Below are 19,000 nucleotides of genomic sequence, written 5' to 3'. Positions count from 1 at the left end.
GATCAATGTTGTAGTAGCCATAACCATACTTGATATAGTTTGTGCCTGAGGTAAAACGGTATTCGGCAGCTAAACCGAAATCGCCTTTTTTACCGTCAAATTTAATGGCGGCCATATCGAAGTTAAAGTCACCGCCTTTGTCCTTCGATTTTTCGTCGTAATCGCGGTAGCCATAGTTAACGCGGACAGCGCCGCCAATATTAATGCCATCTTCTTGTGCTTGTGCAGCAAATGCCGCTGAGCTTGAAAGTGCCATGGTGCTGGCGACGGCGGACAACATAAACCGGCTGAGTTTTTTCATCATCATTACCTTTAGTTTAGTATTTGTATTTTAAAAAATTAATTACATCTCATGGAACCAAGTGCGGTGACACTCGGCGCACACTGGGGCTTTCTTTTCATGCTCGCCGTGGCAGGCTAAGCAGCTAGCGCCTTCGTTGTAGTGCAAAGACTTGTGTGGATGCGCCTCAGGGATCGGCAGCTTTTTCTCATCCACGGGAATGCTGGTGATCTCACCGTGACATTCAACACAGGCGGCATCGGTTGAGTTTTGCTTGCCTGAACCTTGGTGGCAGCCTTTACAACCTTCTTGATAGATAAACTCATGGTTGGCTCGGCCATGGGTGCTGCCCTTCATTTTGACCAGCTCCCCCGCATTTGCTGCGCCAGCAAAGAGAGTTCCGATAACGAGTGTCAGTAGTAATTTATTCATGATGATTTAGGCCTGCGTGTCAGATTTGATGGTTTCAGCAACGATAATTCCCATCGTTAAGCACTCTAGGCAAGCTGTTGAACTTAAACGTGTTCCACCATGAGTGCCGCCAGTTGCTTCGCCAACGGCATAGAGATTTTTCATCGGAGCTAGGGTTTGGCTATGTAGCACTCTTGCGCCTAAATCGGTTTTTAAGCCGCCCATGCAGTAGTGCACTTTTGGCCAAATACGCGACACAATAAACGGTGCTTTAAGCTCGACAGCCGTATCCATCATGCGGCCAAACAAGGGGTCAATGCGCTGTGGTACTTGCTTGTTGTACTCGGCTACGGTTTGTTTGAGCTGTGCAAGTGGAATATTGAATTGCTTAGCTAATTGCTCAAGGCTATCGACTTTCCAAGCGATTTGGTCACGTACCGCGCGGGTGACTTCTTCGGCACCAACATGATCGTCATGGTTAAAAAACACCACTGGGTATGCAGGTGAGCCATCTGGATGACGGTTTTTCATAATGGCGTCGGAGCAGGTTTTTCTATCGGCGCGTTCATTCATAAAACGCTTACCGTCTAACACATTGACTGAAATACCTTTATGGAAACCAATCGAGAGTAGGGCATTGGACCAGCCAAAGCCGCCTTCATCCGGCGAGCCCCAGTGGCCTGTTTGGATAAAGCTCATGTGTACCGGGAAAGCGCCGTGGGCCATGGCCGTTAAGGTCACTTCGCCAGTTGCGCCGAGGGCATTGGTACAATCCAAGGTTTTATCCAGCGCAGGATCAACCAACTCGCGCAGCACTAAGTTGCGAGAAAAACCGCCGTGGGCAAGGATAACGGCCTTGTTGGCTTTGATATAGATGGTTTTACCGGTTTTGAGATCTGGGAAGCGGTAATTTTGACGCACCTTAAGGCCGACAATCTCTTGGCCATCCATGATGAAGTCTTCAACATAGTGCTGCAGGCGGTATTCAACGCCTTCTTTTTTACCCACTTCATACAGCTTAGTGGTGATGTCACCGCCCACGCCGTGTTGGGTACGGATAGCACGCGCCTTATTATGGCCGCCCACTTGTTGGTTAAAGCCTTCGCGGAATTTGACTCCGGCGTCGATACACAATTGGTAGGCATCGAGGGCGCGATTGGCCATTTGGCGTAACATGTCGGTATTTTGCATGCCGCGGCCAGAAATGATCTGATCTTTAACGAGCTCTTCGGGCGAGTCATCGTTGATGCCTTGCGCTAATTGGATGGGGTTTTTCGGGATAGCTAACCAGCCACCGTTGATCGCCGAGTTGCCCCCGATCACCTGCATTTTTTCTAATACCAGTACAGAGCCTAGGCCTTGACGCTTAGCGTTTAATGCGGATGATAGACCTGCAAAGCCGGAGCCAACGACGATAATATCGCGGGTTTCATCCCATTGGATGTTCGCCGCGCACTCTTTGGTTGCCGCTGTTGCCGGTAAAGCTGCTGCGATACCGCCTATCGCGGCACCCGCACCTAGCTTTAAAAAACTTCTTCTATTATGCATGTTGTCAATCCTCTACTTCGGTATGCAAGCAAGATAGAGGTTATGCGGGAGGTCAAAGGTGAACTAAGTCACGGCTTTTTGGGTGTGGCAAACTTATTCGTGAGGTATATCTAGAATAATCTTTTCCTGCGATAGGGCTAATATGAGTTATTCGAGAGGGGGCGGATCCCTAAAGCCACCTCATGTTATGGCAACGGACTGACATCCAGAGATGGTAATGTCATGGATATTGAGTCGATTGAATTGAGTGAATCGATGGGGCCTTGCTTGGTCGCCCTAGGCAGGTGAAGCGGTGAATATGCGTTGTCGTTGGTTGAGCCGATTGAGCATCAGCAGCCTTGGTGAAGTGGCCTATCACGGAAAATGAAATCGTTTTAATTTTTAGCGCTAACTTGTTATGGCAATGTGTGCTTGAGGTAACTCACAAAGCGGGTAAATAAAGTGCCCTCAACGTGAGCACCATCCCGCTTCGTCCTTAACGCCTCTCAACAAGCAGAGGTGAAATCCGCATAATATCGGGTTTAGTGCTACTGGGGTTAAGTGAATGAAATGTCCATCTGATACGTTATCCATTTTGCGTTGCAATCAAATACTCGATGCTGCTGAGCAGCTCATTGAGTCGCAAGGTATCGTGTCATTTAAATTTTCTCAGCTTGCTCAAGAAGTAGGCTGTTCTACTGGCACGCTGTATAAATTCTTTGAGCGCAAAGAAGATGTGTTGGTTTGCTTATTTTTAAGGAGTGCCACTTCTAATCATTTGCCGGCTTTTATCCATAATAACCCGCAATTAACCGCACAAGAACGGGTGTTACTGCCCGTCCTATTCACCTTCGAAACCATCAAGCGCAGTAAAAGTTTTGCCACGTTGCGCTCGATCTCCGTCAATACCATGGTCTGGCAACTGGCCAGCGACGAAAAAGTCGAGCGTTTTAAAAAGCGCATTAATGCCTTTTGGGGATGGTTTACCGATTCCTTAAATTTAGCCGTGAGCAATAATGAGTTAGAGGCGACGCCCTTGCAAGTGCAAGAGTTAGTGCAGGGGATCACCTTTTACTTAACCGGCTCGCTTACCCAATTTGAAAGCCAGTTGATCGCGCCAGAATATTTATCTAACCGCCGCGAAACCTGTTATCGACATTTGGCCAAATTGATGGGGCAATATAAGTGGAAAAAACCCTTAACGCCTGAATTGTTCGATACCCTCGAAGCGCGCTCGATTCAGTTTTTTGATCAACATTACCGCGATCATATGAGCTGCGCCGCCTGCAGCGCGATGTCATCTAAAAGCGCCAACGACATCACCGCCTGCTGCACCCGCCAGCAGGTTAACGTTGCTTAATGCGCGCACTTAAGCTGTTGATGTCACCATCCGCTTAAGCTCACTTAGTCGTAACATTAAGCCTAGTAAACATTATCGCCTGTGTTGGCATTGAGTACCGCTGTGACGCGACCCAAAGAAAACGGGCGGTTCATTGCTGAACCGCCCGTTTCAATACAACAGCTTAAGACTTAAATCCGTCTTAGTTCATGCCGTATTTTTTCAATTTCTTACGCAGAGTACCGCGGTTGATACCGAGCATGTTGGCTGCGCGGGTTTGGTTGCCGCGAGTGTGTTGCATGATGATGTCAAGCAGAGGCGCTTCAACTTCGCTTAGCACCATTTCATAAACTTCTTGTGCTTCCTGACCGTCCAACTGTGCGAAGAAGTTAGTTACGGCGCGTTTGACGGCGTCACGTAATAACTGGGGCTTGATTGTGCCGTTTGCGGTCTCGATTTTGCCAACGGTAAGCTGGTGAACTTCAGTGTTAGTTGTCTGATCAAACATTCTATTCTGCTCTTTATTAATTCTGTACTAATTCATCAAAATAACATTCCACGAGGGAATACTGTTCTGCAGCGGTTTCCAGCCGATTAAAGTCAGCCCGAAATTGGCGCTGAGCTTCTTGGTCTAGGTACCATCCCATATGTTTTCTGGCGAAGCGGATACCCTTGTATTCACCATATAAATCATAAAGTTTGGTGAGATGTTCCAGCATGACTGCGCGTTGCTGGGCTACCTCAATGGGCGCTAGCTTATTACCCGTATCCAAATAGTGCTGGATTTCTCTGAAAATCCAAGGTCGTCCTTGAGCTGCCCGTCCTATCATCAGAGCATCGGCACCGGTATAGTCCAGCACAAAGCGGGCTTTTTCCGGACTGTCGATATCTCCATTGGCGACGATAGGAATCGAGACCTTCTGTTTGATGGCTTTAATGGTGTCGTACTCGGCAACGCCTTTGTACATACATTGTCTCGTGCGGCCGTGAACGGCGAGCGAGGCAATGCCACAATCCTCAGCAATCTGGGCGATTTGAACACCGTTCCTGTGCTCTGGCTCCCAGCCGGTGCGAATCTTTAAGGTGACAGGGACATTCACGGCGGCGACCACGGCTTGTAAAATGGCTTTTACTAGCGGTGGATTTTGCATGAGTGCTGAACCTGCCAGCTTTTTATTCACTTTTTTTGCCGGGCATCCCATATTGATATCAATGATGTGGGCTCCCTGTTCAACATTGAACTGGGCGGCCTGTGCCATTAACTCTGGATCTGCCCCGGCAATTTGCACTGAGCGTATTCCTTCCTCACCAGAGTGCGTCATACGCTGGCGGCTTTTGTCGGTATCCCAAACGTCGGGGTTGGACGAGAGCATCTCTGATACCGCAAGGGCTGCGCCATAACGAAGACAGAGATTTCGGAAGGCTTGGTCGGTGACACCTGCCATTGGTGCCACGATCAGCTGATTGTTCAGTTGATAGGGTCCAATCTGCATTTTCTGTTTCACCTTAGCGCTTCAAAGGGGCGCTATAGTAGCCCTTTTTGTAGGCTGTGAAAAGGTCAATAAATGACCTAGGCGCAATTTTTTTTCTTGACTTTTAAGGCTTGAGAAGTCAATGGCAAAATTGGCCTAAGCCAGTAGCGGCGCATGTTGCGCCGCTGCTTACTGTGATTTGCGCGTGCCTGTCAAGCGGCTCCAATCTTCTTTGTGAGCCGCTTCGTCCATATCGAACCATTGGTCGTAAAATTCGCTGATTTCTTGGGCTTGTTCTTTAAGTAAGCCTGAAAGGGCCAGCTTGCCACCGGGTTTTACCCGTTCGGCGATTAAGGGCGCTAATTCGCGCAGTGGTCCGGCGAGGATGTTGGCCACGAGCACATCGGCCTTGAGATCGGCGGGTTGATCTTCTGGGAGATACAGTTCGAGCTTGTCGGCGACGGCATTTCGCTCGGCATTGGCTTTAGAGGCGTCAATCGCTTGGTAGTCGATGTCGATACCGGTGACTTTTTTCGCGCCCAGTTTGAGGGCGGCGACGGCTAAGATGCCGGAGCCACAGCCAAAGTCGATCACTTCTTCATTGCTTAAATCTAGGCTGTCTAACCACTCTAAACATAGTGCAGTGGTTGGGTGGGTGCCGGTGCCGAAGGCGAGGCCCGGATCTAAGATCACATTGACAGCGCTGGGATCGGGGACTTCACGCCAGCTTGGGCAAATCCATAAGCGTTTGCCAAATTGGATGGGGTGGTAGTTATCCATCCACTCACGGACCCAGTCTTTATCTTCGATTTGTTCAATCTTGTGGCTGAAGTCTTCGCCCAAAAACGGCAGGGTTTTTAAAAACTCGATGGTCGGCGTGAGGTCGGTTTCTGCCTCAAATAACGCGACCACTACGGTATCGCGCCACAGTGGGGTTTCGCCCAGTTTGGGTTCAAATATAGGGGTGTCTTTTCCATCTTCAAAGGTGATGGAAACCGAGCCAGCTTCCATGAGCACGTCGCTGATGGCTTCAGCATCGTCGCTATTGGTGTTAATGCGGAGTTGGATCCAAGGCATGGGAATATCCTGCGGCTAAGGGTGAACAATCGCGGTATTGTAACCCTAAGCCCACTGAAGATGCGAGCGTCAGCGCGGTTGGCCTCGACATCTCAGCGCTAGGCCTCAGGCCGAGTTTGGATGATTACTCGCGATTCGGTGTGGCAGTTAGCGACCATGGCCACCTCGCCGCAAGGGGCTCATTTTTTATCGCAGTGACCTCATGGTGAGTCCTTGGCGGTATGGCTTAGCACTCTTATTCGCATCTGTTGATGGCAGAACCCGTATCATTTACTGATGAGTGGGGTTATTGGATACCCAGTGCTAATGCCTGATTTAGTTTTACTTGCCTATATAACATGCTGAAATTTATTGGTTAATTGGTATTACCTTTGTTTGGTTTTGTCTGGTGGTTTGTGATCTTCATCTAAGAGTTGCACTCTAACGGGTGAGTTGGCTCACGCTTTAAATCTGTGACACTGAACGATGATTTGGGTTGCTGCTATGGTGTAATTTGCCAAGAGGTGTCAACGATAAACCATAAGAGTAGAGGTAACATGATCAGCACAACTCGAGTTCACAATAGGGTGATAACCCCCGCGTTAGGCCATCCTTGGTCGGCCAAGGCGGATAAGCTGCAGAGCGCGACCGGAGTGTTGCTCGGCTGTTTTCTCTTGCTGCATATGCACTTTGAATCGACCATTTTGCTGGGCAAAGAGACCTTTTACTACGTGGTGCAATTACTGGAAGGTGGCATGTTGAGTCGTGATGGCCATGGTTTTCCGGTTGTCACTCAAGTGTTCTCGGTCTTGATTCTCGTCGTGGTCATGCTCCATGCGGCCTTGGCCTTACGGCGTTTCCCAGTGCAATTAGGTCAATGGCGCGCCCTGCGCACGCACTTGGGGGGCATCAACCACAAAGATACCCATGCCTGGTTTTGGCAGTTAGTGACGGGTTTTATCTTGTTTTTTTTGGTGCCAGTGCACCTATTTACCATGATATTAAATCCTGAAATTGGTCCGCATTTATCCGCAGAGCGCGTGTATCACGATAACGCTTGGCTGCTGTATGCCCTGCTGCTGCCAGCGGTGGTGATCCACGCCATGATTGGTTTGTACCGTGTGGCGATTAAGTGGGGCCTTACGCTGCAGCGCCAAGGGCTGCGCAGGTTAGTTAAGGGGCTCATCATCTATTTACTTTGTTTAGGTAGCGCAAGCCTAGTGGCCTATTTGTTCATCGGCAGCGAGTTGAGCCTGCCAGTGCAGCCGTTTGTGCCCGAATAAGCGGCCGAGATGAGTGGTCGTGGCCGTCTTGCCCCTTGGCAGGTTTAGCGGATGCTAAGCGTGTCGCGATCCACCCACTTACGCCATCACTCGACCCTCGTGGTGGCATACATAATATGAAAAAATTCAATAATAACAGCAGATCCGTTAAGGAGCAGGCGTGAAACTGATTTATACCGATTCATTAGTGGTGGGCGCGGGGCTTGCGGGCCTTAGGGTCGCCATTGCCTCTAAGGAGCGCGGACTCGATACCTTAGTGTTATCGCTTATTCCGGCAAAGCGCTCTCACTCGGCGGCGGCCCAAGGTGGGATGCAGGCGAGTCTGGGCAATGCGGTTAAGGGCATGGGCGATGATGAAGATGTGCATTTTCAAGACACGGTTAAAGGCTCCGATTGGGGCTGTGATCAGGATGTCGCCCGCATGTTTGCCCACTGCGCGCCTAAAGCTGTGCGCGAGCTTGCCAATTGGGGAGTGCCTTGGTCAAGGGTGAGCGCAGGTCCAAGAGATGTGATTGTTAATGCGCAAAAAGTGACGCTGCATGAAGCCAAAGAGGCCCATGGCCTGATCAATGCCCGAGATTTTGGTGGCACCAAAAAATGGCGCACGTGCTACACCGCCGATGGTACAGGTCACTCTTTACTTTATGCCATGGATAATAAAGCGATTTCTATGGATATTCCTGTCCATGAGCGGGTTGAAGCGCTAGCGCTTATCCACGATGGCCAGCGCTGTCACGGTGTGGTTGCTCGCTGTTTAGTGAGCGGCGAGCTGCGTGCCTATGTCGCTAAGTCCACCACGATTGCGACCGGTGGCTATGGCCGTATTTATGAGGTTTCTACCAACGCGATAATCTGTGAAGGCATCGGCCAAGCGCTGGCGCTGGAAACTGGCGTGGCGACCCTAGGGAATATGGAAGCGGTGCAATTCCACCCCACCGCGATTGTGCCCGTGGGGATTTTGACCACCGAAGGTTGCCGAGGTGACGGTGGTTTACTGCGTGATAAGGACGGCTACCGCTTTATGCCGGACTATGAGCCGGAGAAAAAAGAACTGGCCTCGCGCGATGTGGTATCCCGGCGGATGACTGAGCATATTCGCAAAGGTAAAGGCGTTGATAGCCCCTACGGCCCCCACCTGTGGCTGGATATCACCCTGCTTGGGCGAAAGCATATCGAGACTAACCTAAGGGAAGTGCAGGAAATCTGTGAAAACTTCCTTGGGATCGATCCCGCCAAAGAGTGGATCCCTGTGCGTCCAACCCAGCATTATTCCATGGGTGGCATTCGCACTAACGCGACGGGAGAGAGCCCGCAGCTTAAAGGGTTGTTTAGTGTGGGCGAGGCAGCGTGTTGGGATATGCACGGTTTTAATCGATTAGGCGGCAACTCGCTGGCTGAAACCGTGGTGGGTGGCATGATTATTGGCAAATACGTCGCTGATTTTTGTGAAAACAACAGCCTAGAAATCAACACTCAGCTGGCCGAGCAGTTTTTGCAGCAGGTGCAGACTGAAATCGACACCCTAGTCGATGGCGATGGCAGCGAAAGCCCCTTTGAGCTTAAGCGCGAAATGCAGCGCATTATGATGGATTATGTGGGCATTTTCCGTAATGGCCCCGAGCTCGACAAAGCCGTGGCTGAGCTGAAAGCCTTGCTAGCGCGTTCGCGCAAGCTTGGGCTGAAGTGTAAAAAACGTCACGCCAACCCAGAGTTAGTCGAGGCATTACGGGTTAAGCGTATGCTCAAGGTGGCCTTAACCGTGGCCTGCGGCGCGGCGGCGCGCACTGAGAGCCGTGGCGCCCATGCTCGCGAGGATTATCCCCAGCGCAATGATCGCGATTGGCTTAACCGCACCTTAGCCAGTTGGCCCGATGCCAATGCGCTTGAGCCGGTGCTGCAGTACGAAGCGCTCGATGTGATGAAAATGGAGTTACCTCCAGGTTATCGCGGCTATGGTATTAACAATGCGATAGCTCACCCTGATACTGAAAAACGCGAGCAGCAAATTGCCGAAATCTTGGCTGGATTAGGGGAAGAGGCCGATCGCTATCAACGCCAGCAGGCCCTCATGCCTTTTACTTTACCAACAAGCCTGCAACCGAAAAATGAACGCTTAAGCGATACGTTAACCACACCGTCAGCCAATGCTTTAGGAGAACAATCATAATGAGCCAAGGTCGAACGCTCACCTTTAATATTTTTCGTTATGATCCGCAGGAGCCGAACGATAAGCCAAAAATGGTTCGTTATCAGCTCACTGAAACCCCGGGGATGACAGTGTTTATTGCACTCAATAAATTGCGCGAAGAGCAAGACACATCGCTGCAGTTTGATTTTGTCTGCCGTGCGGGTATTTGTGGTAGCTGCGCCATGGTGATTAACGGTTTTCCGACGCTGGCGTGTCGGACGTTAACCGCCAAATATCCTAAGGGCGAGATTACCTTAATGCCGCTCCCTGGCTTTGAGCTGATTGGGGATTTATCGGTGAATACTGGCAAGTTTATGCGCGAACTGGCTGAGCGCTTAAAGTTGTGGCTACACCCCAAGTCGAACGATATCAATGTGCATCGCCTTGAGGATCCGATGGACCCAGAGGAAGCTGCGCGTTTATATGAGTTAGAGCGCTGCGTCGAATGTGGCGTGTGTGTATCGGCCTGTGCGACCAAGCAAATGCGTGAGACTTTTGTTGGTGCCGTAGGGATGATGAAAATCGCCCGCTTTGAAATGGACAGTCGTGACAATCGCGCTGCGGATGATTTTTACCATGTGATCGGCAATCAGGACGGGGTGTTCGGGTGCATGACCTTATTGGGTTGCCAAGACAACTGCCCGAAGGATTTGCCGCACATGCAGCAAATTGCCTACCTGCGCCGCAAAATGGCGCAGACCTTGGTTTAACACGCCTCTAGGCGCGAGAATCTTGAATCGATTTCTCTAACAAAGCGCAAACACAAAAAAGCCGCAGTGTGAACACTGCGGCTTTTTATTGAAATCGACGCTGATATTAAGACTTAGCGCGTTTCATCGCGGTGAAGAACTCATCATTGGTCTTCGTCATGGCCAGCTTATCAATTAAGAATTCCATTGCGCTGACTTCATCCATTGGATTTAAGATCTTACGCAGGATCCACATTTTCTGCAGTTCTTCTTGATTGGTCAGTTTTTCTTCACGACGGGTACCGCTGCGGTTGAAGTCAATGGCAGGGAAGACGCGCTTTTCCGCCGCTTTACGCGACAGATGCAGTTCTTGGTTACCGGTACCTTTAAATTCTTCGTAGATCACTTCGTCCATCTTAGAACCAGTATCCACCAAGGCCGTTGCGATAATGGTCAAGCTGCCGCCGTGTTCAATGTTACGAGCCGCACCAAAGAAACGCTTAGGACGGTGCAGGGCGTTAGCGTCCACACCACCGGTTAACACTTTACCTGATGATGGGATAACGGTGTTGTAAGCGCGCGCTAAACGGGTGATAGAGTCAAGCAGGATCACCACGTCTTTTTTATGCTCAACGAGGCGCTTAGCTTTTTCAATAACCATTTCAGCGACTTGAACGTGACGGCTGGCTGGCTCGTCGAAGGTAGAGGCAATGACTTCACCTTTCACCAAGCGTTGCATCTCGGTAACTTCCTCTGGGCGCTCATCGATCAGCAATACCATCAACACCACTTCTGGGTTGTTATAGGTAATGGATTGCGCGATGTTTTGCAGCAACAGGGTTTTACCCGCTTTTGGCGGCGCAACAATCAAGCCGCGTTGGCCCTTACCGATAGGCGAGCATAAATCCAAAATACGGGCCGTGATATCTTCGGTGGAACCGTTACCGCGTTCCATCCGCATGCGTTCTTCTGCGTGGAGTGGCGTTAAGTTTTCAAAGAGGATTTTATTGCGAGAGTTTTCGGGTTTATCGAAGTTAACTTCATTGACTTTCAGTAGGGCAAAATAGCGCTCGCCTTCTTTCGGGGGGCGAATTTTACCAAAGATGGTGTCACCCGTTCGCATGTTAAAGCGGCGAATTTGGCTAGGAGAGACGTAAATATCGTCAGGGCCTGCTAAATAAGAGCCATCCGCGCTGCGTAAGAAGCCGAAACCGTCTTGGAGTATTTCTAATACACCCCCACCGAAAATGTCTTCTCCACTTTTTGCGTGGGCTTTAAGGATAGAGAAAATAATGTCCTGCTTACGAGCACGGGCCATATTTTCGAGTTTCATATTTTCGGCTAGCGAGACTAGGTCAGAAATCGGCGTGTCTTTTAATTCAGTTAAGTTCATGTTGGGGGTCTTGTGTTGCGAGACAAAGCTTACCGCGATCAATCAGTAAAGTTTGTGATTCAGGATAGTGATTGACGAGCGAGAAGTGGTTTAGTTAGAAATAATCTGGTTATTAAAGTAGCACTAACGAAGCGGGGCGTCCAGAAATTTAGGGAACTTCCGGCACAATTAATTTGGAGCTTGTGCCGGAGGTCACTCATTTACGAGGCAAGTTAGATTTGCGCGTCGATAAACTCTTTTAACTGTGTTTTGGATAGCGCGCCCACTTTTGTGGCCGCTAATTCGCCATTTTTGAACAATAATAAGGTAGGAATGCCACGAACCCCATATTTGGCTGGAGACACATTGTTTTGGTCGACGTTTAATTTAGCGATAGTGACGCGACCTTCATATTCCTCTGCGACATCATCAAGGATGGGAGCGATCATTTTACAAGGGCCGCACCATTCAGCCCAAAAGTCGACCAATACTGGTAAATCAGACTTTAATACGTCGTTTTCGAAGCTGTCGTCGCTCAGGTATATAATTTTATCGCTCATGATGTTCTCCAGTTTGGTTGCCATTGCTGGTTTGTTAATGGCTTACCATGTATATTGGGGGTGAAAAATAGCTTTTCAAGTTACCTTTTTTACAATGTGGCTATTTCAAACGATCGAGTATCTTATTGCAACCCCAAATGGTATGCTTGCGCTATGAGCGAAACACATTTATCTACCCAAAAATTTGCCGACCTTCCTCTGCATCCAGAGGTAAAACAGGCTCTTGCTGAAAACGGCTTTGAATTTTGTACGCCAATTCAGGCGTTATCATTACCCGTATTACTTCAATCAAAAGATATTGCAGGTCAGGCCCAAACCGGGACTGGCAAGACGATGGCGTTTTTGGTTGCTACCTTTAACCACCTCTTATCGACGCCGATCCCTGAAGGGCGTCAGTTAAACCAGCCGCGAGCCATTATTATGGCGCCGACCCGCGAGCTGGCGATCCAGATTGCCAAAGATGCGATTTTGCTGGCGAAGCATACCCATTTAAAAGTGGGGATTGTTTACGGTGGTGAAAGCTATGAGGTGCAGCGTAAGGTGCTGGATCAGGGCGTGGATATCCTGATTGGGACGACTGGGCGGATTATTGATTATGTTCGCCAAGGGATTATTAGCCTCAATGCGATTCAGGCCGTGGTATTGGATGAAGCCGATCGCATGTTCGATCTTGGCTTTATCAAAGACATACGCTTTTTATTTAGACGTATGCCTGAGGCAAATCAACGTCTAAACATGTTGTTTTCGGCGACGCTGTCGATGAAGGTGCAGGAACTGGCCTACGATCATATGAATGATCCGGTGAAGGTCGAAATTGCCCCTGAAGAAAAAACGTCAAAGAATATTAAAGAAGAAATTTTCTATCCTTCCCAAGAGGATAAAATGCGCTTGTTGCTGACGCTGCTGGAGGAAGATTGGCCTGAAAAAGCCATCGTGTTCTCTAACACTAAGCACAGCTGCGAAAATGTATGGTCGTGGCTGGAAGGCGATGGTCACCGAGTCGGTTTGTTAACCGGTGACGTGCCACAGAAAAAACGTATTCGGATCCTTGAGCAGTTTACCAGTGGTCAGCTGGATATTTTAGTGGCGACCGATGTGGCGGCCCGTGGTTTACACATTTCTGATGTATCTCATGTGTATAACTATGATTTACCAGACGATTGCGAAGATTATGTTCATCGCATTGGCCGGACTGGCCGCGCCGGTAATAAAGGGGTGTCCGTAAGCTTTGCCTGTGAAGAATATGCTCTCAATCTGCCCGCGATTGAAAGTTACATCAATCACTCTATTCCGGTGAGTAATTACGATAGTTCGGCGCTGCTTGATGATATTCCACCTCCAGTGAAAATTCATCGTAAACACCCTACGGGTAGCCGTAATCTGCGTGAGCGTTCAGGTGTATCTCGCCCACAGGGCGCGCATCGTAGCGGTGGCCGTCCACCGCGTCATGACCGGACGCGTAGACATTCTTAAATGCTAACACCTGCTTATGCTGCCATTACCTTAGGCTCTAACAGTTTTAATATGCTGATCGCCAGAACCAAAGGCAGTCAGCCCCATATTATTGCTAAATATAAGCGCAAGGTAAGATTAGCCGAAGGCATTGGTGAAGACGGTCTGCTCAGCCAAGAGGTCATTCAACGTGGCCTCGATTGTCTGGCGATGTTTGCGCAAATGCTCGCCCAACATCATATTCAGCCGCAACATGTCGCCGTTATTGCAACGGCCACTTTACGCACCGTGGGGAATGCCGAGGAGTTTAAGCAGCGCGCCTTGCCGCTGCTTGGCCATCCTATCGATGTGATCTCGGGGATGCGTGAAGCCGAATTGATCTATCAAGGCATGGTGGCCACCACCTGTGGACAAGGGCGGCGCTTGGTGATTGATATTGGGGGCGCTAGCACTGAGTTTATCATTGGCGATGGGCATCAAGTGCTGTTTAAGACCAGCTTGCCCATGGGCAGCGTGACTTATAATCGCCAATTTTTCAGTAGCATGCCGCTGCAGCAATTGGATTTTGATGATGCCAAGCGGCAAGTATTGCTCACCTTGGCTGAACATCGTAAAACCCTGCGCGACTTAGGTTGGCATTGTGTGGTGGGGGCTTCTGGCGCGGTGCAATCCGTGGTGGAAGTGTTAATGCATCGCCAGCTTTCTGAAACCATCACCCTCGATGTCCTCATGCAACTTAAGGCTGAAATCCTCGCCCAAAAGGATAGCTCCTGTGCTGGCGTGATAGGATTATGTGGTGAGCGTGCGCCGACTTTTGCGGCGGGCGTAGCTATCCTATTGGCTCTATTTGAGTTATTGGGGATTGAGCACTTATCGCTTTCCGGTGGTGCGTTGCGGGAAGGGGTGTTAATGATGTTGGCGCAGCGAGTCCACGACCAAGCCTAACCTGCCTAGATTTTAGAAGCTAGAAGCTAGGCCTAAAACCTAGCTTCTTTCATCCGTTATTGCGCCAATATTGCCGCTAAATCCTGCTCAAGAGACACCTCTGGGCGCTCAACAATCCGGCCGATTTCTTTACCTTGTTGCTTGATAATAAAGGTCGGGATCCGGCTAAACTCGTATTGTGCCGCCAGCCCTTGCGGATCCTGCTTAGTGCGATCAACGCCGATATAAGTCACCTTGATATGGGGGTTGGCCACTTCTTCCATAATGCGAATAAAGCGCGGAGTTTCACGGTGACAATCAGGGCACCATGTCCCAATAATCACTATGATTTCAGTGGGCTGGGTAATGGATTTGAGTGGCGCAATGGCTGACGTATCCACCTGATAAGTTTTATAGCCTTCGGTGAACTCGCTCAATTCACTGACCAAGTGTTGTGCTTCGACTATGCCGGTTAAAATCACTTCTTGTTTCTCCTCGCTACAGGTTGCAATTAATCCCTGTTGTTGCTCTTCAAACCCGCAGCCACCGTTAGCAAATACCTGACAGCTAAAGAATAAGGCGGTAGTGGCGAGTAATGTTTTAACATTATTGTGCATGATATGGCCTTTAAATCGAAGAAAAGAATACGCGATCGCCATTCAAGCACCAATGGTGGCTTTCTAAAAGAACATTATGTGGTTGCTGCAAGCCAGATCACGCTGTGCCAGCACCAATCACCGCCCAGCCTGTGAGGCTGCTGCTTGCAGCTTATCCACAATCGGTTGATTGGCATCGGGAAAATCATACAGGCTTAGCTCGCAGGGGGTTACCCACGCCAGTTGCTGGCCTTCTAGCCCCTCGGCCTCCCCGCTAAAGTGCTGGACAGTGTGAATATCCAGTAACACCTGTTTATCGGGATAATCGTAACTTAACTGCATAAAAGGGCTGCTGGCGTGCACAGTGAGATTCAGCTCCTCTTTTAGCTCCCGGATCAGCGCCTCTACGACGTTTTCGCCGGGCTCAACCTTGCCTCCGGGGAACTCCCATTTACCACCTTGATGGAGGTGAGCGGGTCGCTTGGCCAGTAAAATTTGCGCGGCTGAATTGAGGATGATCCCCACGGCAACATGGACACGTTTGGTCATAATGGCGGTCACTTTTAGAAGGGGTAGCGGTTACAGGGCTTAGGTTGTGGTCGTGCATTCATGGCAAGTTGATGCGGGTTATTCTTTAAAAAAGGGCTCGTCATCAAAGCCTAACTCATCGAGGGCGGCTTCATCAAAGGGGGTTTTGACGGGAATAGCATGTTTTTCACTGGCCCAATCCCCGAGGTCGATAAGTTTGCAGCGCTCGCTACAAAAGGGTTTGAACTCAGACTGAGGGCCCCATTCCACGGGGGTTTTACAAATCGGGCAATTTACGGTTAATGGCATAATGGTGTCTCGTGACGCTGTGGGGTGAACAGGCTGCAGGCGTTGCGCTGAGGGTTAACAATAGCGGTTGAGGGGTAACCCTCGTGTGCCTCAGCGGGTTTAGCCATGCACCGCCCTTGCCGTTTATTGGCGGCAAGGGCATGGGCGCTAGTGTAAAGGCTTCAGGCGCAGGTCGCCAGTAAGAAATCAATCGCCTTATCGGCGTGACGTTGCCTATCAAATTGGGCAAAGTGGATTGCATAACGGTTTTTATGGCCGCTGATGGTGGGGTAGCAACCGTGAGCGGCATTGATCTTGACGCGCACTAACGACAGCGCTTGCTGGCTATCGCCCTGAAAAAAGCCGGCTTGGGCAATGGCTGGGGTAAATTGGCTGCGGCTGCGGGTCAGTTGCAGTAGTAGTGAAATCGGCGTCAGTAGCGGGGTAAATTGGCTCGTCCATTCACGGTAATGTTGCTGGCGCTCTTCCCAAGGTTTGGCGAGCCAAAAATGCAATTGGGGTAAATCAAAATTGCAACAGGCGCCCGGCATGGCAAAGCGTTGGCGCAGGGCCGATAAAAATCGATCCTGCTTGAGGTCGGCACCAATACGGGTGGTTTTTTGCAGGATTTCGCGGGCCTGCAGTAGCGAACTGCGGAGCGCATCGAGGTCGAGCGGTTCGGCGCTGTCCTGAGCCTTTGCCTCTGCCACAGGCAATATTGGTAAGGTGCGCTCGATATCCTTGAGCACATCGCTGCGATAATCGCAGCGTTCTAACAATTCACACAGGGAAAACAGTGGGTAAAATCCCCGCTGTTGGTGATCTTGATTTAGATTATCGCGCAGCTGGTTATCGAGGTGTTCGAGCCGCAAATAGCCACGGATTTTCTCGTTTAATGGCTGTTCATAAACTAATTCAGTCATGGGCGTTAGCGGCTCCGGATAATTGTAGGTAGCGTTGGTGCAATGCCAGCACCTCTTGGGTTAAGTGTGATATCTCTCCTTGATTATCAATAATGTCGTCGGCACTGGCGAGCTTAGCGGCGCGGCTCCATTGGCTGTTGATGATGTTATGCACTTGAGCTGCATCCACCTTGTCCCGCTTTACGGTGCGGCTAATTTGCAGCTCGGGCGCAATATCCACCACCAATACGCGGTTGACTAAGCTATCTAAGCCGTTCTCAAATAGCAAGGGGACCACCATAATCACATAGGGTGAGGTGGCTTGGTTAACCTGTGTGAGCATGGTTTGGCGGATCATCGGGTGCAGCAGTTGATTGAGCCACAACCTTTCCTCGTCGTGGCTAAATATCCGTTGCCGCAGTTTGCCACGGTCAAGCTCGCCCTCAGGCGTTAATATCTGGCTGCCAAAATGCGCCACAATCGCGTTAAGCCCAGCCGAACCTTTGGCGACCACTTCCCGGGCCACGATATCGGCATCCACTAAGGTAATCCCCAGTTCTGCAAACAAATTGGCGACGGTGGTTTTACCGCTGCCGATGCCACCGGTCAGGCCGACTACAAATTTAGACATACTTTCCTCCATCTCGCGCCTCGATTTGAAGAGGGCGAAGCGCGTTTTTGCACTGGCCGTGAGTGAAGTGAGCCTCTCGTGGCGTGCGCCGTTAATGAAGTGCGCCGTTAGTGGAGCGTGGCCAAATAGGCATCGACTATCGGCTGGCCCCAGACGAGGGCAATCCAACCCGCGGCGGCGATATAGGGGCCAAAGGGAATCGGATTGGCGAGCTGATGACGGTTAAAGATCATCAGGCTGATGCCAACAATCGCCCCCACTAAGGATGAAAGCAAAATGATCAGCGGCAGCATTTGCCAGCCTAACCACGCGCCGAAGACCGCCAGCAGTTTAAAGTCGCCATAGCCCATGCCTTCTTTGCCGGTGGCTAACTTAAACAGCCAAAATACCGACCATAAACTCAAATAGCCGGCAGCGGCGCCGATAATCGCGTCGCTTGGGCTGGTAAAGGTATGGTTAAGATTCAGCAGCAACCCGAGCCAAAGTAAGGGCAGGGTGAGGTGATCGGGCAGCAGCATTTCATCTAAGTCGATACCCGTCAGCGCGATAAGGCCAAAGGTGAGCACGCTGCTATACACAAACGCAAGGCTTGGACCAAAATGCCATGCCAAGGTCGCGATGAGTACGCCCGTAATAAGCTCAACCAAGGGATAGCGCGCACTAATTGGCGCGGCGCAGGCGGCGCATTTGCCCCTGAGCATTAACCAGCCGACGATGGGCAAATTATGCCAAGGTTTAATTGCGCTATGGCACTTAGGGCAGGCAGAGCCTGGGGCGACCAAGGTGTAGCGGGTGGGATAACTGTCTAAGGGTTGGTTGAGGGTGTCGATACCCACTTGGGCGACAACCTTGGGGTGATACTCAGTAAGATACTGATTACACTCCTGCTGCCATTCCCGTTTCATCATGACCGGGGTGCGGTGGATCACCACATTTAAAAAACTGCCGATAGTCGCGGCAAACACAAAACTTAGTACTACAAACAGCCAAGGGCTCTGCTCAAGCGCAGCGCCAAAAAGGGAGATAGATTCAGTCATTCTTCTTATCTTATGGTGTTAACGTAAAGCGGCGTGGTTAAGGTTATCGCACCTTGAGCTGTCACCGCACTATTGGCTTTAACAGCATCATGGGCCTTGCTAACTCAGTGCCTTAACCGCGCAGCCGTTTTTACGTTAGCCTACGACATTTCCCATCTGGAAGATAGGCAAGTACATCCCGACAATCAGTCCGCCGACGAGGGTGCCAATCACCACCATCATAATCGGCTCAATCAGGCTCGAGAGGCCATCAACGGCGTCATCGACCTGCATTTCATAAATATTGGCCACCTTATTGAGCATATTATCTAAGGAGCCGGACTCTTCACCAATCATCACCATTTGGATCAGCATATCGGGGAACAGGCCAGTGGTGCGCATCGCGACGTTCATTTGCATCCCCGCCATCACCTCTTGGCGAACTTTTAGCAGCGCTTTACGGTACACCGCATTGCCCGAGGCACC

The 19,000-nt window shown here is 50.3% G+C and carries 20 protein-coding genes and 1 pseudogene; 6 read left to right on the top strand and 15 right to left on the bottom strand.

Annotated features, from left to right (window positions below):
• The 3 genes and pseudogenes from ACRCZA_RS02730 to ACRCZA_RS02720 form a co-directional block, all read right to left on the bottom strand.
• Window positions 1–304 (bottom strand): annotated as a pseudogene (locus tag ACRCZA_RS02730) (hypothetical protein); the annotation flags it as partial.
• Window positions 305–343: 39 nt separating this feature from the next.
• Window positions 344–712, bottom strand: a complete 369-nt coding sequence (locus tag ACRCZA_RS02725; RefSeq protein WP_438672954.1) for a cytochrome c3 family protein — start codon at window positions 710–712, stop codon at window positions 344–346.
• Between the two features lie 6 nt (window positions 713–718).
• On the bottom strand, window positions 719–2,239 hold the full coding sequence (locus tag ACRCZA_RS02720) for a flavocytochrome c (RefSeq protein ID WP_438672953.1): 1,521 nt from the start codon (window positions 2,237–2,239) through the stop codon (window positions 719–721).
• Between the two features lie 544 nt (window positions 2,240–2,783).
• On the opposite strand from ACRCZA_RS02720, the gene ACRCZA_RS02715 reads away from it, so the two are divergent.
• Window positions 2,784–3,578, top strand: coding sequence for a TetR/AcrR family transcriptional regulator (locus ACRCZA_RS02715; RefSeq protein WP_438672952.1), 795 nt, complete (start codon window positions 2,784–2,786; stop codon window positions 3,576–3,578).
• A gap of 181 nt (window positions 3,579–3,759) precedes the next feature.
• On the opposite strand, the gene fis is transcribed toward ACRCZA_RS02715, so the two are convergent.
• The 3 genes from fis to prmA form a co-directional block, all read right to left on the bottom strand.
• Entirely contained in the window at window positions 3,760–4,065 is a 306-nt protein-coding gene (gene fis, locus ACRCZA_RS02710) for a DNA-binding transcriptional regulator Fis (protein ID WP_006083371.1), read from the bottom strand.
• Window positions 4,066–4,081: 16 nt separating this feature from the next.
• Window positions 4,082–5,050, bottom strand: coding sequence for a tRNA dihydrouridine synthase DusB (gene dusB, locus ACRCZA_RS02705; RefSeq protein WP_438672951.1), 969 nt, complete (start codon window positions 5,048–5,050; stop codon window positions 4,082–4,084).
• A 168-nt stretch (window positions 5,051–5,218) separates the two neighbouring features.
• Complete coding sequence (prmA, locus tag ACRCZA_RS02700; RefSeq protein ID WP_438672950.1) at window positions 5,219–6,106, bottom strand: 50S ribosomal protein L11 methyltransferase; 888 nt, start codon at window positions 6,104–6,106, stop codon at window positions 5,219–5,221.
• A 536-nt stretch (window positions 6,107–6,642) separates the two neighbouring features.
• Here prmA and ACRCZA_RS02695 point away from each other — a divergent pair.
• The 3 genes from ACRCZA_RS02695 to ACRCZA_RS02685 all read left to right on the top strand — a co-directional run bounded on the left by ACRCZA_RS02695 (window position 6,643) and on the right by ACRCZA_RS02685 (window position 10,266).
• Window positions 6,643–7,368, top strand: coding sequence for a fumarate reductase cytochrome b subunit (locus ACRCZA_RS02695; protein ID WP_438672949.1), 726 nt, complete (start codon window positions 6,643–6,645; stop codon window positions 7,366–7,368).
• Between the two features lie 160 nt (window positions 7,369–7,528).
• Window positions 7,529–9,535, top strand: a complete 2,007-nt coding sequence (locus ACRCZA_RS02690) for a fumarate reductase flavoprotein subunit (RefSeq protein WP_438672948.1) — start codon at window positions 7,529–7,531, stop codon at window positions 9,533–9,535.
• Window positions 9,535–10,266: a fumarate reductase iron-sulfur subunit gene (locus ACRCZA_RS02685; protein ID WP_438672947.1), complete on the top strand. Its 732-nt coding sequence runs from the start codon at window positions 9,535–9,537 to the stop codon at window positions 10,264–10,266. Before ACRCZA_RS02690 ends, ACRCZA_RS02685 begins: the two co-directional genes overlap by 1 nt.
• Before the next feature lie 106 nt (window positions 10,267–10,372).
• On the opposite strand, the gene rho is transcribed toward ACRCZA_RS02685, so the two are convergent.
• A complete protein-coding gene (gene rho, locus ACRCZA_RS02680; protein ID WP_438672946.1) occupies window positions 10,373–11,638 on the bottom strand; it encodes a transcription termination factor Rho in 1,266 nt (421 codons plus the stop codon).
• Between the two features lie 212 nt (window positions 11,639–11,850).
• Window positions 11,851–12,177, bottom strand: coding sequence for a thioredoxin TrxA (gene trxA, locus ACRCZA_RS02675; RefSeq protein ID WP_438672945.1), 327 nt, complete (start codon window positions 12,175–12,177; stop codon window positions 11,851–11,853).
• A 153-nt stretch (window positions 12,178–12,330) separates the two neighbouring features.
• Between trxA and rhlB the strand changes: the two genes are divergently transcribed.
• Window positions 12,331–13,650 carry an ATP-dependent RNA helicase RhlB gene (gene rhlB / locus ACRCZA_RS02670; RefSeq protein WP_438672944.1) on the top strand — a complete coding sequence of 440 codons (1,320 nt, stop codon included), beginning with the start codon at window positions 12,331–12,333 and terminating at the stop codon, window positions 13,648–13,650.
• Window positions 13,651–14,574, top strand: coding sequence for a Ppx/GppA phosphatase family protein (locus tag ACRCZA_RS02665; protein ID WP_438672943.1), 924 nt, complete (start codon window positions 13,651–13,653; stop codon window positions 14,572–14,574).
• Between the two features lie 56 nt (window positions 14,575–14,630).
• Here the strand turns inward: ACRCZA_RS02665 and ACRCZA_RS02660 are convergent, their stop codons facing one another.
• The 7 genes from ACRCZA_RS02660 to ACRCZA_RS02630 all read right to left on the bottom strand — a co-directional run.
• Window positions 14,631–15,170 carry a thioredoxin family protein gene (locus tag ACRCZA_RS02660; protein WP_438672942.1) on the bottom strand — a complete coding sequence of 180 codons (540 nt, stop codon included), beginning with the start codon at window positions 15,168–15,170 and terminating at the stop codon, window positions 14,631–14,633.
• 117 nt (window positions 15,171–15,287) lie between these two features.
• On the bottom strand, window positions 15,288–15,698 hold the full coding sequence (mutT, locus tag ACRCZA_RS02655; protein WP_438672941.1) for an 8-oxo-dGTP diphosphatase MutT: 411 nt from the start codon (window positions 15,696–15,698) through the stop codon (window positions 15,288–15,290).
• Between the two features lie 78 nt (window positions 15,699–15,776).
• Window positions 15,777–15,986, bottom strand: a complete 210-nt coding sequence (gene yacG, locus ACRCZA_RS02650) for a DNA gyrase inhibitor YacG (protein WP_438672940.1) — start codon at window positions 15,984–15,986, stop codon at window positions 15,777–15,779.
• Window positions 15,987–16,147: 161 nt separating this feature from the next.
• The gene (gene zapD / locus ACRCZA_RS02645) at window positions 16,148–16,888 is read right to left on the bottom strand and encodes a cell division protein ZapD (protein WP_438672939.1); all 741 of its coding nucleotides are present in this window, start codon (window positions 16,886–16,888) and stop codon (window positions 16,148–16,150) included.
• Window positions 16,881–17,498 carry a dephospho-CoA kinase gene (coaE, locus tag ACRCZA_RS02640; protein WP_438672938.1) on the bottom strand — a complete coding sequence of 206 codons (618 nt, stop codon included), beginning with the start codon at window positions 17,496–17,498 and terminating at the stop codon, window positions 16,881–16,883. The genes zapD and coaE overlap by 8 nt, the downstream gene beginning before the upstream one ends.
• 107 nt (window positions 17,499–17,605) lie before the next feature.
• Entirely contained in the window at window positions 17,606–18,535 is a 930-nt protein-coding gene (locus tag ACRCZA_RS02635; protein WP_438672937.1) for a prepilin peptidase, read from the bottom strand.
• Window positions 18,536–18,670: 135 nt separating this feature from the next.
• Window positions 18,671–19,000, bottom strand: a 330-nt coding sequence (locus ACRCZA_RS02630) for a type II secretion system F family protein (protein ID WP_438672936.1), incomplete at its 5' end; no start/stop codon positions are given.

The organism is Shewanella sp. (assembly GCF_051658185.1).
Taxonomy (GTDB): Bacteria; Pseudomonadota; Gammaproteobacteria; order Enterobacterales; family Shewanellaceae; genus Shewanella.
This window is presented reverse-complemented; position numbering and strand designations above follow the sequence as displayed.

Excerpts from the sequence above, each read along its gene's own strand:
- ACRCZA_RS02725 (WP_438672954.1), bottom strand. The coding sequence starts at position 712 with ATGAATAAATTACTACTGACACTCGTTATCGGAACTCTCTTTGCTGGC.
- ACRCZA_RS02720 (WP_438672953.1), bottom strand. The coding sequence starts at position 2,239 with ATGCATAATAGAAGAAGTTTTTTAAAGCTAGGTGCGGGTGCCGCGATA.
- ACRCZA_RS02715 (WP_438672952.1), top strand. The coding sequence starts at position 2,784 with ATGAAATGTCCATCTGATACGTTATCCATTTTGCGTTGCAATCAAATA.
- fis (WP_006083371.1), bottom strand. The coding sequence starts at position 4,065 with ATGTTTGATCAGACAACTAACACTGAAGTTCACCAGCTTACCGTTGGC.
- dusB (WP_438672951.1), bottom strand. The coding sequence starts at position 5,050 with ATGCAGATTGGACCCTATCAACTGAACAATCAGCTGATCGTGGCACCA.
- prmA (WP_438672950.1), bottom strand. The coding sequence starts at position 6,106 with ATGCCTTGGATCCAACTCCGCATTAACACCAATAGCGACGATGCTGAA.
- ACRCZA_RS02695 (WP_438672949.1), top strand. The coding sequence starts at position 6,643 with ATGATCAGCACAACTCGAGTTCACAATAGGGTGATAACCCCCGCGTTA.
- ACRCZA_RS02685 (WP_438672947.1), top strand. The coding sequence starts at position 9,535 with ATGAGCCAAGGTCGAACGCTCACCTTTAATATTTTTCGTTATGATCCG.
- rho (WP_438672946.1), bottom strand. The coding sequence starts at position 11,638 with ATGAACTTAACTGAATTAAAAGACACGCCGATTTCTGACCTAGTCTCG.
- trxA (WP_438672945.1), bottom strand. The coding sequence starts at position 12,177 with ATGAGCGATAAAATTATATACCTGAGCGACGACAGCTTCGAAAACGAC.
- rhlB (WP_438672944.1), top strand. The coding sequence starts at position 12,331 with ATGAGCGAAACACATTTATCTACCCAAAAATTTGCCGACCTTCCTCTG.
- ACRCZA_RS02665 (WP_438672943.1), top strand. The coding sequence starts at position 13,651 with ATGCTAACACCTGCTTATGCTGCCATTACCTTAGGCTCTAACAGTTTT.
- ACRCZA_RS02660 (WP_438672942.1), bottom strand. The coding sequence starts at position 15,170 with ATGCACAATAATGTTAAAACATTACTCGCCACTACCGCCTTATTCTTT.
- mutT (WP_438672941.1), bottom strand. The coding sequence starts at position 15,698 with ATGACCAAACGTGTCCATGTTGCCGTGGGGATCATCCTCAATTCAGCC.
- yacG (WP_438672940.1), bottom strand. The coding sequence starts at position 15,986 with ATGCCATTAACCGTAAATTGCCCGATTTGTAAAACCCCCGTGGAATGG.
- zapD (WP_438672939.1), bottom strand. The coding sequence starts at position 16,888 with ATGACTGAATTAGTTTATGAACAGCCATTAAACGAGAAAATCCGTGGC.
- coaE (WP_438672938.1), bottom strand. The coding sequence starts at position 17,498 with ATGTCTAAATTTGTAGTCGGCCTGACCGGTGGCATCGGCAGCGGTAAA.
- ACRCZA_RS02635 (WP_438672937.1), bottom strand. The coding sequence starts at position 18,535 with ATGACTGAATCTATCTCCCTTTTTGGCGCTGCGCTTGAGCAGAGCCCT.